The 13,039-nt window shown below is 43.6% G+C and carries 13 protein-coding genes and 2 tRNA genes; 10 read left to right on the top strand and 5 right to left on the bottom strand.

Annotated features, from left to right (window positions below):
- Position 1 precedes the first annotated feature (1 nt).
- Positions 2–652 carry an HAD hydrolase-like protein gene (locus IGI76_RS02975; RefSeq protein WP_010747442.1) on the top strand — a complete coding sequence of 217 codons (651 nt, stop codon included), beginning with the start codon at positions 2–4 and terminating at the stop codon, positions 650–652.
- A gap of 48 nt (positions 653–700) precedes the next feature.
- Here the strand turns inward: IGI76_RS02975 and IGI76_RS02980 are convergent, their stop codons facing one another.
- Positions 701–1,057, bottom strand: coding sequence for an iron-sulfur cluster biosynthesis family protein (locus tag IGI76_RS02980; RefSeq protein WP_010747443.1), 357 nt, complete (start codon positions 1,055–1,057; stop codon positions 701–703).
- 392 nt (positions 1,058–1,449) lie between these two features.
- On the opposite strand from IGI76_RS02980, the gene IGI76_RS02985 reads away from it, so the two are divergent.
- Both IGI76_RS02985 and IGI76_RS02990 read left to right on the top strand, forming a co-directional pair.
- A complete protein-coding gene (locus IGI76_RS02985) occupies positions 1,450–1,884 on the top strand; it encodes a universal stress protein (protein ID WP_005225130.1) in 435 nt (144 codons plus the stop codon).
- 638 nt (positions 1,885–2,522) lie between these two features.
- Positions 2,523–2,762 (top strand): hypothetical protein, encoded by a 240-nt coding sequence (locus IGI76_RS02990; protein ID WP_010747444.1) that lies wholly within the window; start codon positions 2,523–2,525, stop codon positions 2,760–2,762.
- A 94-nt stretch (positions 2,763–2,856) separates the two neighbouring features.
- On the opposite strand, the gene IGI76_RS02995 is transcribed toward IGI76_RS02990, so the two are convergent.
- A tRNA-Thr gene (locus IGI76_RS02995) sits at positions 2,857–2,929 on the bottom strand.
- Positions 2,930–3,123: 194 nt separating this feature from the next.
- Here IGI76_RS02995 and IGI76_RS03000 point away from each other — a divergent pair.
- Positions 3,124–3,197 (top strand) — tRNA-Asn (locus IGI76_RS03000).
- Positions 3,198–3,287: 90 nt separating this feature from the next.
- Here the strand turns inward: IGI76_RS03000 and IGI76_RS03005 are convergent.
- Positions 3,288–4,676: a hypothetical protein gene (locus IGI76_RS03005; protein WP_333718969.1), complete on the bottom strand. Its 1,389-nt coding sequence runs from the start codon at positions 4,674–4,676 to the stop codon at positions 3,288–3,290.
- On the bottom strand, positions 4,673–5,062 hold the full coding sequence (locus IGI76_RS03010; protein ID WP_005237540.1) for a GntR family transcriptional regulator: 390 nt from the start codon (positions 5,060–5,062) through the stop codon (positions 4,673–4,675). The genes IGI76_RS03005 and IGI76_RS03010 overlap by 4 nt, the downstream gene beginning before the upstream one ends.
- A gap of 163 nt (positions 5,063–5,225) precedes the next feature.
- Here IGI76_RS03010 and IGI76_RS03015 point away from each other — a divergent pair, with 163 nt between their 5' ends.
- The 6 genes from IGI76_RS03015 (at position 5,226) to IGI76_RS03040 (ending at position 11,983) form a co-directional block, all read left to right on the top strand.
- Positions 5,226–6,242, top strand: coding sequence for an acyltransferase family protein (locus tag IGI76_RS03015; protein WP_086339168.1), 1,017 nt, complete (start codon positions 5,226–5,228; stop codon positions 6,240–6,242).
- Positions 6,243–6,361: 119 nt separating this feature from the next.
- Positions 6,362–7,690, top strand: a complete 1,329-nt coding sequence (locus IGI76_RS03020; protein ID WP_005225135.1) for an aminopeptidase C — start codon at positions 6,362–6,364, stop codon at positions 7,688–7,690.
- Between the two features lie 345 nt (positions 7,691–8,035).
- Positions 8,036–9,424, top strand: a complete 1,389-nt coding sequence (locus tag IGI76_RS03025) for an L-cystine transporter (protein ID WP_060793110.1) — start codon at positions 8,036–8,038, stop codon at positions 9,422–9,424.
- Positions 9,425–9,582: 158 nt separating this feature from the next.
- On the top strand, positions 9,583–10,362 hold the full coding sequence (locus tag IGI76_RS03030; protein WP_010747448.1) for a tyrosine-protein phosphatase: 780 nt from the start codon (positions 9,583–9,585) through the stop codon (positions 10,360–10,362).
- A gap of 16 nt (positions 10,363–10,378) precedes the next feature.
- Entirely contained in the window at positions 10,379–11,209 is an 831-nt protein-coding gene (locus IGI76_RS03035) for a fructosamine kinase family protein (protein ID WP_060793111.1), read from the top strand.
- Positions 11,210–11,224: 15 nt separating this feature from the next.
- Entirely contained in the window at positions 11,225–11,983 is a 759-nt protein-coding gene (locus IGI76_RS03040; RefSeq protein ID WP_333718970.1) for an acyl-ACP thioesterase domain-containing protein, read from the top strand.
- 50 nt (positions 11,984–12,033) lie between these two features.
- On the opposite strand, the gene IGI76_RS03045 is transcribed toward IGI76_RS03040, so the two are convergent.
- The gene (locus IGI76_RS03045) at positions 12,034–13,002 is read right to left on the bottom strand and encodes an asparaginase (protein ID WP_333718971.1); all 969 of its coding nucleotides are present in this window, start codon (positions 13,000–13,002) and stop codon (positions 12,034–12,036) included.
- Between the last annotated feature and the right edge of the window lie 37 nt (positions 13,003–13,039).

Here is a 13,039-nt window from a genome sequence, read left to right on the forward strand (position 1 = left end):
CGTGAGAAAAAAAGTACTTTTTGATTTAGATGGAACGATCATTGATTCGAGTGAAGGAATCTATGGATCGATTCAATATGCGATGGAAAAAATGGGAAAAGAGCAATTAGCGCAAGACGTACTGCGGAGCTTTGTGGGGCCGCCTTTGGTTGAATCCTTCCGTGGCTTGGGCTTCGATGAAGCTGCTGCCCAGCAAGCCGTTGCCTTCTACCGGGAAAATTATCGTCAAGCGGGCATGTTTCAAGTCCAACCATATCCGTTGATCGAAGAAACATTGCAGGAGCTGGCGCAGGATCACGATTTGTATATCGCTACGTCGAAACCAGAAGTTTTTGCAAAAGAGATCCTGACCCATCTCAAGTATGATGGCTATTTCAAAGGAATCTATGGGGCGGATCTTGAGAATAAACGTGGGGAAAAAGCGGCCGTTATCCGCTACGCGTTAACTGAGATCGAAAAGGAGCAAAAAGCGCAGCAAGCCATCATGATCGGCGACCGCGAGCATGATATTTTAGGGGCAAAAGAAAACCAGTTACCGGCAATCGGCGTTTTATATGGTTTTGGGTCAAAAGAAGAACTGCTTGATGCTGGTGCGATCGCTTTAGCCGCTGAGACACAAGAACTCTTAGCGTTGATTCCAGATTCATTATAGAGAAAAAGAGCTAACAAGCACCTTACAAGGCGTTTGTCAGCTCTTTTGTTACGCATTCGTTTGTTTCAGCTGCGGAGAGGCTTCCAATAAAAGATTGGTATCCAAATAGCCGCTTTCGTTTTTCAAAATCAAGGTTCCTGAAGTTGGGTGAACATCTAGAATCAGATGACCAGTCAAGAACATTTGATCATAGGTTGATGTAAAGAAAGTAAACTGATTGCTTGAGACTAACTCATTATATGGGGCTAACGGTTCGTCGATCGGTGTGATCAAAAAACGTTCGCCGATCATACAGCATCCAGCTGCTGAAGAAAATTGGTTCGATCCGTCATTACTCGTCAGAATATATAAGTCGTGTCCTTCTGGAAAGCGAGCAGCGGCAGTAGGGGTAATATGTAAGTCCATTTTGCATGATCTCCTTTTTGAAACGAGTGAGCAGCAAACTGTTTCGTTTCGATAATTGTTGATAAACCAAGTGTATCACTCCTCTTAGGGATGTGACAGCAACTTGCTTTTCAACAAACCAAGCTTAAAGTTTTAGCAAGAAAAAGGCGATAATACCGATTATCAGCAAGAAAAGCCCTAAGTACAAGAGCACAGTGACCGCAGCCTGGAAAAAAGAGCGCATTTCTTTCACCTCGAATCATTCTTCTCTTTATTTTACTGTATAATCACAGAGACAAGTAAGGAACTTCACAAATCTTAAAGGAAGTTTTAGGTCTCTTAAGAGTAGACCTTGTCCTTTTTTGTAACGCTTCCATTTTTTGTGGTAAAATAAAGAAAAGGAGGCGATTTGGATGTTACGTAATTGTCAAAATGTACTTGTTGCCTTGGATGGGTCGGATCAGTCAGAAAAAGCGTTCCAAGAAGCACTCGCGATTTGTCGTATGAACAAAGCCAAATTGTATGTCCTCTCTGTTATCAACAATGCTGAGTTATCCACAAGTGCCTATGCTTTTGCAAAAATTTTTGACCAAGAAAAATTGCGTGTGGAAACGGACATGTTGAAAAAAATCTATGATGCCAATCAGCATGGGGTAGAAGATGTTGAGGTAATCGTTGAAGTCGGCGATCCAAAACGCTTTATCATTCATGCAGCAACAGAATTGTACCCGATTGATTTGATCATTATCGGTGCAACTGGTAAAGGCACATTGACCCGAGCTGTCGTAGGCTCAACTACCGATTATGTCGTCAATCATTCGAAATGTACGGTGTTGGTCGTGAAGTAAGAAGTTGAATCAAACGGAAACAGTATGTTATTTTTTAAGTCAGCATAAAGCGTATCCTTTAAAAAAATTCACTGTAGTTGAAAAACTCGCTCTCTTAGCTTTAGGAGAGCGGGTTTTTTGTTGCAAAAAAGATGTGTCTAAAATGGAGCTGTGAGCACCAATTGAAAAATCCGTTTTGTTCGTTTTATAAAAAGATATTTATTTAAATTATTGAAAATTGACTATTAGAAGAGATAGTTTGTTACACTTTTAATAAGCAAAGGCTGTAGGAAAAGTATTGGAGAGAGGGGCTGATAATTTATCGACTTTACAGGATGCAGCAGAATACAATCGAATATTGTTGGAAAGGAGAAATAAATGATGAAAAAGATTTTTAAAATTTTAATGATCATGTTTGTTATTTTTATAGTAATTATTTTTCTGCCTACTATTATACTTTTCATAATTAAATAGAAAGAAGGCATTTGAAATGAATTGGTTAAATTGAATTGAACCTTCACCCCGTGGTAATTGTTCAAGTTTGACTTGCGGAATTAAACCTTGTATTTCAGATTCTTGTTTAAATAATGAGGGACATTGAGAGGATGTTGGAATAAATCTTGTTATATCAATTGTAAACAATAAAAAAGGAGAATGAAATGAAGCGTGTTGCAGAAAACTATTTGGTTGTTTTTTCGATTCTTTTGCTGATTATATGGCTAGGCTTGATCCAAGTGAAAGAATATTCGCAAGAAGCAGCCCTGTCGATCATTTACTTTATTAATCTATATACGCTCTTGTTTAAATTTAAAGATGCAGCGAGGATAGTGAAAGCAGTTGTATCGGTCCTACTATTGGGTTTTACGATCTTATTTCTTTTGTATATCGCAGGAAATTAGGGGCGTACGAATGATTAAGTTCAGAAATTATCGCTATACTTTGGGAATTAGATGCACAAAAAAAGACAACGTCCTAGAAACGTTGTCCTACCAAAGCCACTTGACGGGCTTGAACCGTCGACCTCATCCTTACCATGGATGCGCTCTACCAACTGAGCTAAAGCGGCGTGTTATTTAACACAAGATATAGAATACCGTAAAGGTGCTGCTTTGTCAATGAGATTTTCGGATATTTCTTGAGAAAAACACTTTGCGGGAAGGGAAGTTTCTAAAAGGGGATTTTCTTGAAAAAAAGGAACAAAAAATTGATTTTTGCTCTTGCTAAATTATCTGACTATTTGGTATAGTACAGATAGATTCTTCCGGCATAGCTCAGTTGGTAGTAGCGCATGACTGTTAATCATGATGTCGTAGGTTCGAGTCCTACTGCCGGAGTATCAAAAACGACCTTCGTTTCGGAAGGTCGTTTTTTTGGTTGTGGATAGCCTGGGGATAATGGGTTCCCCAGTTTTTTCTCCAGAACACTCACTTCGCTGAGGAAATCTTTTGTATTAGTTCCTCGTATAAATCCGTCGTTTCGGCGGCTTTTTTATTTGTGTAAAAAACGGTTGGCCCATCTTTGGTGGTGACTTTTAAAATAGGTGTCGAGTTTATGTCCACGAACATTCTGGCAGGATCACCAGCAACGGTAAATTTACCGATTTGGTAACTGGCGGTTCCTACACCCATGGTACGAACACGAGGCGATGGCAAAGCTTCGATCAATTCCACCGTCTCTATATCTGCCAAAGAGACCGTTGTTTTCCCAGTCATTGGTGCATCGAAGGTGACTTCTTGTCCTTGCACTTCACCGGTAATCGCATCAGGAGCGAAATCTAAGCGATACATCGGAATGATGGTACCGACCATTAATACAAGTAAGAAGACAGCGGTGATACCTGAGACGATTTGTCCGCTACGTTTGCCTAGATTGATGCCGATATTCATCCCGACACGGTCAGGAACGAACAGTCGCGCATCATTAGGATTGATGTAACAACCATATCGCCAGTAAGCATCTTCACCATAATAGCGCGGTTGTCCTGCTGGTTCTAAGAGCTGATCTTGTTTTTTACGCAGATCTAGCAACAAGAAGAAGGTAAAGACGATCAAGAAAACAACCAAAACAACAAAGAGCACTAAGAGGATAGTACTGAATGCTCCAGTAGCGGACATGGATGCCAGCGGGACAGTCAACAAGAGTAGCGTAATGGTACAAGTGACAGCGATCAATAAGGACCAATAGCGCTTTGTTAAATCATTGATGTGCTGGTCGATAGCTGAATCACCGCTGATCCCGCGAACGGGTAAGCGGCTGATGATCACCCAGAGATAGACGAACAGCGCAAAAGTTGCTAAGGAGACGCCGCCCATCAAGTATCCTGTAGAAAGATCAGGCAACTGCCATGCTTGGTACAAACTGATCATCAACAAAATCCCCGCAGGAACGAGGCTATACCACGGCAGCATCCGTTTATTTTTGGCTTGAACGAGTTTTGTATCGATCCGAATCGGATCGATAGGTAGTTCCCATCCTTTGGCAAGGATCAATTGCCGCATTTTTCCAATGTAATGCACTTGCACCAGGTAAGCTGTCCCAAGCAAAGCGGCCATATAAAGCCAGAACAGGGTAAGGATGATGGAGTCAGATAAATTGAACAAAAAAAGGAGACTTGCTACACTAAACGTACCAACGATTTGTAAGATACGCTTGCGAAATTCTGTGATCAAGCTGTGGACGCTAGGATCATCCAGATGCTCAGGGGCAAGGGTATTTTCGAGTAAAACATTTTTGTGGGGTTTACTGATCAAGCGTAAACCAAATGCGGTCGTCCCACAGAGGACAAGAGCAATAATGAAAAAAAGATAGGTCATTTGCATTCATTCCTTTCAGGAAATTGGTCCAGCAGTTGTTGAACATCCGTTAAAAGCGCTTGCTTGCTTTTGCCGTGTAAGAGAGCGGTTGCCAGTTGCAGCTGCAAGTTTTGGCGATACTCCGCTTCTTGTCCAGAAGTAAACGGTGGTGGTGCGGCAACGGCGGTTCCTTTACGGCGATCCGTGACTAACAAGCCTTCTTCTTTGAGGGAATTGTAGGCTTTTGAGATCGTCATGGTATTGATGCCGATCTCTTCGGCTAATTGACGGACGGATGGTAGCAATTCGCCAGCGGCTAAATCGCCTTTTGCGATACCGACAATGATCTGTTCCCGCAACTGCTGGTAGATCGGTTGGTTGCTTTGGGTTTGAATATCGAATATCATCGAAAACAGCTCCTTTGTATTATATATATTAATACAAAGCATACAAAATAGCAACTGGTAATCAAATGAACAAGAATCGTTAGGAAAAAGTAAATAGCTTGTTACAGTTCTGTTTCATGGATCAGGTATCCTTTGACAGATACAACTTAGAGGAGGAACTTTTATGAGCCAATCGCAAAGAACGGCTTACTTTGATAATGCAAAATTTCTACTGATGATCTTGGTCGTCTTCAGTCACTTACTACAGCCTTTTATCGGCGATCAGAAGTTTTATCATGACCTATATTATTTTATCTTCACTTTCCACATGCCAGCTTTTGTTTTTCTGGCTGGGTACTTTGCCAAACCGTTGACGAAGGGACACAAGCTACGTGAGCTGATGAAAAAGTTCTTGCTGCCTTATGTCTTCTTTCAGGTGTTTTACACCGTCTATTACTGGTTGATCGGTCTACGGGAGTCGTTAAAAATCCAACTGTTGAATCCGCAATGGGCACTTTGGTTTTTGCTTAGCATGTTCTTTTGGCAGCTCTCCTTGCTGGTCTTTCAAAAAATGTCCAAAAAGCAGGCGATCTTACTGAGTATCGGCTTGAGTATCTTCGCTGGCTACGTGCCATTTTTAAATCAAGTGTTGACCTTGCAGCGGACCTTTGTCTTTTTGCCGTTTTTCATCATCGGGTTTTATTTTCCCAAAAATGAGATGCGCTTTTTATTGAAACCAAAGATTCGGACTATCAGTTTGCTTTTCTTACCGATCATCTACACCTTTATCGCGTTTTTTCATGGGATGAACAAGTACATGGTTTTTGGTTCCAAGCCTTATGACGATTACTTGAGCTATCCGTTGTTCGGCGGTCCATTGCGTGCGGTCTTTTTCGTGATCGGGCTGATGGGGATCATCGGCTTTCTGAGCCTCGTGCCTAGAGAGCACCTCTTTTTTACGAAGTGGGGCAAAAACACCCTGCTGGTCTATCTTTTACAGGGGATCTTCATCAAGGGCTTGCGGGCATTAGCGATCACTGACTTGAACCTGTCGGTATTAGGCTTTGTGACGTTGGTGTTAGCCAGTGTTTTACTGACGATCTTGCTAGCTAGTCGTCCGATCCGCTTCCTTTATGCACGATTTGAACGAGGACTATCCTTTGTTTTACTTGGCTTTTTGCTTTTGATGCTAACTCTTTAAATCCTTGATACGAGCAACCGCTCTTAGAAAGATGATCCTTTCATTTTTCTAGGAGCGGTTGTTATTTGAGAGGCAGAGGCGTAAAATGGAAGGAACGGAAAGTGAAAGGATGAAGAAATATGTCAGAAATTTCAAAAAAGACCACCGCTGCCTTTGCGCAAGCGTATCAAGACAATAATAAACAAACGGCACTACAACGGAGTGTTGTGAAAAATGGGATCACCGCTTCTGCGGAAAACGTGTCAGCAAAAGTCAACAATGTGCCAGTTTTTTCAGTTGATGTGACAACCGGGAAAGTCTCAAACCAAAAACAATCAGGCCGCTGCTGGATGTTTGCCGCATTGAATACATTCCGTCATAAGATGCTGAATGATTTCAATTTAAAAGAATTTGAATTGTCGCAAAACCATACCTTCTTTTGGGACAAATACGAAAAAGCCAACTATTTCTATGAAAATATTTTAGCAACTGCTAACGAGCCTTTAACAAGTCGCAAAGTTGCTTTCTTATTGCAAACACCACAACAAGATGGTGGGCAATGGGACATGATCGTTTCGATTTTCCAAAAATATGGTGTCGTACCAAAAACGGTCATGCCAGAAAGCAGCAACTCTTCCAATTCTCGTGACCTAAACAATTACTTGAACAAAAAACTGCGTAAAGATGCGGTTGCTTTGCGTCAGCTAGTGGCTGAAGGCAAAACAGCTGAAGACATCCAAACAGCCAAAGAAGCGATGTTGGAAGACATTTATCGTTTCTTAGCGACTTCTTTAGGCACACCGCCAGAAACCTTTGATTTTGAATACCGTGATGAAGACAAAAACTATCACATTGATCGCAACTTAACACCGCAAAGCTTTTATGAAAAATATGTCGGGGTGGACCTTGACGATTATGTCAGCATCATCAACGCACCAACTGCCGACAAGCCTTACAATCAATCGTATACCGTAGAAATGCTAGGCAACGTGGTTGGCGGCAAAGAAGTCAAATACTTGAACGTCGATATGCCGACCTTCAAAAAATTAGCGATTGCTCAATTGGAACAAGGGGAGTCCGTGTGGTTCGGTTGTGATGTCGGTCAATCTTCTACCAGAGATACTGGGATCATGGCATTAGATGCGTATGATATTAACGACCTATTTGACATCGACTTTACGATGACCAAAGCAGAACGCTTAGATTTTGGCGAAAGCTTAATGACCCACGCGATGGTCTTGACTGGCGTTGACTTGATCGACGGCGAATCAACCAAATGGAAAGTCGAAAACAGCTGGGGTGAAAAAGTCGGAACGAATGGCTTCTTCGTTATGAGCGATGCGTGGATGGATGAATACACCTATCAAATCGTGGTTCGCAAAGAGTTCCTGACAGCAGAACAATTGGCTGCCTTTGAAGCAGAACCAACAGTCTTAGCACCTTGGGACCCAATGGGGGCTTTGGCGTAAGACAGCAATTTCTAATGATTGCCTGAATATTCTCTGAAATTTTTCAAAAAGTCGAAATGAAAAAATAACGAACCAGTTGCCGCAATCCAACCGTTAGGAAAGTAGAAATCCTAACAGTGTGGGGTTGCGGCAACGGTTCTTTTTTTATTTTCTGACAAAAAAGCGGTACCATCCCAGAAAAGTGGGAACTTATTTATTGTAAGATGAAGCAAACTTCTTTAAAATGGAATAGTCACTAATGATGCCACACGTCTCATTAGAGTGAACTGTTGAAGAATGGTCACTGGGAACCTTTACTTCCTCTGACAGACTTTGTCATGTTTATTGAACAAAAGGAGGATTCAAATGACAAATCTGTTAACTATTATTGTTGTTCTACTTTTTGCTGCCCTTATTTATGGGTTCTACTTATTGCAAAAACGTCACGTGAAGTTTTCTACGCGGGTCTTTGCGGCGTTGTTCGTCGGGATCGTTTTTGGTGGCGTGCTGCAGCTGATTTTTGGGACAGGCTCTGACGTTGTCACGCAAGCTCTTGACTGGATCACGATGGTCGGTAGCGGCTATGTAGCTCTCTTGCAAATGCTGATCATGCCCTTGATCTTCGTTTCGATCGTTGGTGCTTTCACCAAGATGAAAGAAAGCGAAAAAATCAAGAAGATCAGTTTTACGGTTCTTGCGACTTTGCTAGGGACAACGGCGATCGCTGCCTTGATCGGGATTCTGATGGTCATGGTCTTTGGTCTTGACGGTGCCAGCTTTACCGAAGGGGCAACGGAAACAGCGCGGATCGCAGAATTAGCGGAACGTTCGACACAAGTCCAAGACCTATCGATCCCACAACAAATCGTTTCCTTCATCCCAAGCAATGTCTTCGCCGATTTTGCGGGTACTCGTTCGACAAGTACGATCGGGGTCGTGATTTTCTCAGCCTTTGTGGGGATCGCCTTTCTTGGTGTCAAACGTAAATCACCGAAAGAAGCGGAAACTTTTGCGAATTTGATGGACAGCTTATATAAAATCGTGATGCGTATCGTCACGTTAGTTTTGCGCCTGACACCTTATGGCGTTTTGGCATTGATGACTAATGTATTAGCTTCAAGTGATTTTGAAGCCATCTTGAACTTAGGCAAATTTATCATCGCCTCTTATGCGGCTTTGATTTTGGTCTTACTTGTTCATTCATTATTGCTAATCGCTGTTCGGGTCAATCCAGTAACGTATTTCAAAAAGGCTTTTCCAGTCTTGAGCTTTGCCTTTACTTCTCGTTCAAGTGCGGGTGCCTTGCCATTGAACATCGAAACCCAAACCAAAGCGTTAGGTGTTGATGAAGCCACGGCTAACTTTGCAGGCAGCTTTGGGTTATCGATTGGTCAAAACGGCTGTGCGGGTGTATATCCAGCGATGTTGGCAACAATCGTTGCACCAACGGTTGGGATCAATGTCTTTGATTGGCAGTTTATCCTGCTGCTAGTTGCAGTAGTTACGATCAGCTCTTTCGGCGTTGCTGGTGTCGGCGGTGGGGCAACCTTTGCTTCATTGATCGTCTTAGGCTCAATGAACTTGCCGATCGCCATCGTAGGCTTAGTTATTTCTGTTGAACCATTGATCGATATGGCACGGACACTCGTTAATGTCAGCGACAGTATGGTTGCGGGAATGGTGACCAGCAGTCGTATCAACGAACTGGATCGTTCGATCTTAGATGATTCTGCCGCCGTGATCGAAGCCGAATAGAAACATTTTGTAACAAGCGAAAGCAAAGAAAGACTGCGTGTGGTCTTTCTTTTTTTTGTCCGTTAAAGCTCAGCTCATAGAAAAATCTAGGTTTCAGTGCCCTTAATAGCGAAGTTTCTGCTATACTTTTAACTAGAACATCGCGGGAGGGATAAGCAATGACACAATTGATTCAACTAGAACGAGCAGCAAACGTCAGAGAACTTGGCGGCTATCAAACGACAAACGGCACGACGATCAAACGAAAAAAATTGATCCGCAGTGCGGCGATCAATGAATTGACTGCTTCAGATCAAGCAGTACTGGCAAACTATGGGGTCAATCAGGTCATTGATTTTCGCTCCATCGCTGAAGCCAATGCACAACCTGATCGACCGATCGCCACAGCAAAGCAGCTTTTTTTACCTATTTTTAAAGAAGACGAAACGATGGTTTCCTTGTCGCCAGAAAGCTTGAAGCAGCGCTTGGAAGATGGGGAAGATGCCGAAGAGCAGATGAAAAAAGTCTACCGTCACTTTGTTGAAAGCGACTATGCCCGCCAACAATATCGGCAGTTCTTTGATCATGTGATCGCTAATGCGGAAGGCGAAGGTGCAACCTTGTTCCACTGTACCGCTGGCAAAGATCGCACAGGCTTTGGCGCCTTTTTATTGCTCCATGTGTTGGCGGTGGCACCAACGACGATCAAAGAAGATTATTTAGCAACCAATCGCTATTTAGCCCCAATGCTAAAAGAAAAATTTGCCCCAATGACCCAGCATTTGCCGCAAGAGCTGTTAACGGCGATCACGGTTTTGATGAGTGCCAAAGAGAGTTTTCTTGATGAAAGCTTGGCTGCGATCGATCAGCACTTCGGTTCGGTTGATCAGTATCTCCTGCAAGGACTAGGGGTGACGAAAGAAGAGCAAGCGTATTTGAATGCCCAACTGACTGAGTAAAGAAAGGGAGATCCGTATGGAGGAAGCATTGTTCGCAGCAATCGGGATGACCGGCTCGCTGACGCCCATCAGTGGTGGGGATGTCAATCAAACGTATCGTTTCACTACAGAAGAAAATCGCTATTTTTTAAAGACCCATCCTCATGTTTCATCGGTGTTCTTTCAAGCAGAGATCAACGGCTTAGCTGAATTAGCCCCTTTCGTGCGGGTGCCAAAAATCGAACATCTCGGTCAGACTGAAGAGAGGGCATTTTTATTGATGGAATGGATTGATGGTGGGGAAGGACAGCAGCGACGCTTAGGTCAAAGCTTGGCTCGGCTTCATCAGCAGACGCAGGAGTCTTTTGGGTTTTACGAAGACAATTACATCGGCTTTTTGCCGCAAGTCAATCCGAAAACCAGCGATTGGCTTGATTTTTACACAGTCTGCCGTTTGGATGTGCAAGTCGAATTAGCGAAGTTGGGTAACCGCTGGCATGCCAAACGGGAAGCTGCTTATCTGCGTTTGAAAGAATTTTTGCATGAGAATTGGCGTGATCGCAGCGTCACACCTGCTTTATTACACGGTGATTTTTGGCGGGGGAATGTGCTGTTCGATCAGCAAGGAGAACCAGTGTTTCTTGATCCAGCAGTCGCTTATGGGGATCGAGAAATGGATATTGCGATGTCCCAGCTCTTCGGTGGTTTTCGTCAGGAATTTTTGGAAGGCTATCAAGAAGTCTATCCATTAGATGAGGATTGGCAAGAGCGACTGCCAGTGTATCAATTGTATTATTTATTGGTCCATTTGAATCAGTTTGGCGAAAGCTATGGACCAAGTGTCGATGAAATATTGAGTCGTTTTTAGGAGGCAATTAGAACTATGGCAGCAAAGTATCAAACCACGCATGAAGTGGCGTATTATGAATGTGATGTCAACCAAACGATGACGTTTCCAGCCATGCTAGGCATCGCCATCAAGACATCAGAGGAACAAAGTGCGGCGTTAAACCGCGGACCAGAAGTCATCGCTAGTTATGGCTTGACCTGGATCATTACCAGCTATCACATAACGGTGACTCGTTTGCCACGCGTAGGGGAGCAGATCCAAGTGGCGACCCAGGCGAGAGAATACAATAAATTTTTCTGCTACCGTTACTTTTGGTTATTGGCAGAAGACGGAACGGAACTGGTCAAAATCGAGGCGGTTTTTGCGTTGATGGACCCTGAGACGCGCAAAGTCAGCAGTGTACCAGATGAGATCGTGGCGCCTTTTGGCAGTGAAAAAATCAAGCGAATCAAACGCTATCCGAAGATCACCCCTATCACGCAAGGACAATTTTTGCCGTATCGGGTGCGTTTCTACGATATTGATAGCAATCAGCATGTCAACAATGCCATGTATTTCAATTGGCTGATGGACGTCTTAGGCTATGAGTTTTTAACAAAACATGAAGTGACACAAGTGACGATCCGTTTTGATCGGGAAGTGGCTTACGGCCATTTGATCGAAAGCCATTTTCAAATCAATGAGAAGACAGTCGATGAAGCCGGCGAGGCTGTGCCGCTGCAAACGATCCACGAGATCAAGATCGGTGAGGATACTTACTGCGAAGCCATCTTTACTTGGCTAGAAAAATAAAACAACCCTTTTGCCTCCGTTATCGGAATGGCAAAAGGGTTGTTGTTTGGTTAATTCTCCATGAAATCAGGCAGTTCATCCATGGTCAACCCACGGTTTTTCGCTATCAGCAATTTGATGCGGGCTTTTTGGCTATTGATGCTATTGCAGAAAATCACCCCAAGAGCTTTCAATTCGATCCCGCCGCCTAAGTAGTCATAGACCGGCTCGGCAACGCCGTTGAAGCAGCGAGAAACTAAGACGACTGGAATGTTTCTAGCGATCAGTTTTTTCAAAGGCTCTATGGTTTGCGGCGGCAGATTGCCAGCGCCTAAAGCTTCGATCACTAGTCCATCGATCAGCGAGTCGGCTAAAGCATCGAACAATTCCCCAGTCATTCCCGCATAGGCTTTGACGATCGGAAACAGACCATCGACACGATCAACATCCAAATGGCGGTTATTTAACAGCTCTTGCATGAACAAGATACGGTGCTTTGTGACTAAGCCGATCGGACCTAATGTCGGGGTGCGGAACGTCGCAATATTGGTGGTGTGGGTCTTCGTAACATAACGTGCGGAATGGATCTCATCGTTCATCACGACTAAGACGCCTTTTCCTAAGGCATCAGGTGATTTCGCTACCCGAATCGCACTTTCAAAGTTATAAAGCCCGTCACTGCCGATTTCATTACTTGAGCGCATGGCGCCAGTCACCACGATCGGTAACTGACCGCCGATTGTGGTATCTAAAAAGAAGGCTGTTTCTTCCAGCGTATCGGTTCCGTGAGTGATCACGACCCCATCGACACCGCTTAAATGCGCCAGCTGGATACGTTCTTTCAACTGCAGCATTTCTTTTGGGGTCATATGAGGACTGGGAATATTAAAAATGTCTTCGACGATCAATTCAACATCGTCGTCAATGTGGATCGGTGCATCCATCAGCGGATTGCTGACATCAGGGCTGACGCCGCCTGTCAGGGTGTCTTCTTTCATGGCGATGGTGCCGCCAGTGTGCAACACGAGAATTCGTTTCATTTTTTCATCACCTGCAATGATTTATTTACTCTTAACT

This window comes from Enterococcus sp. DIV2449a, from assembly GCF_051711225.1.
GTDB lineage: Bacteria > Bacillota > Bacilli > Lactobacillales > Enterococcaceae > Enterococcus_D > Enterococcus_D casseliflavus.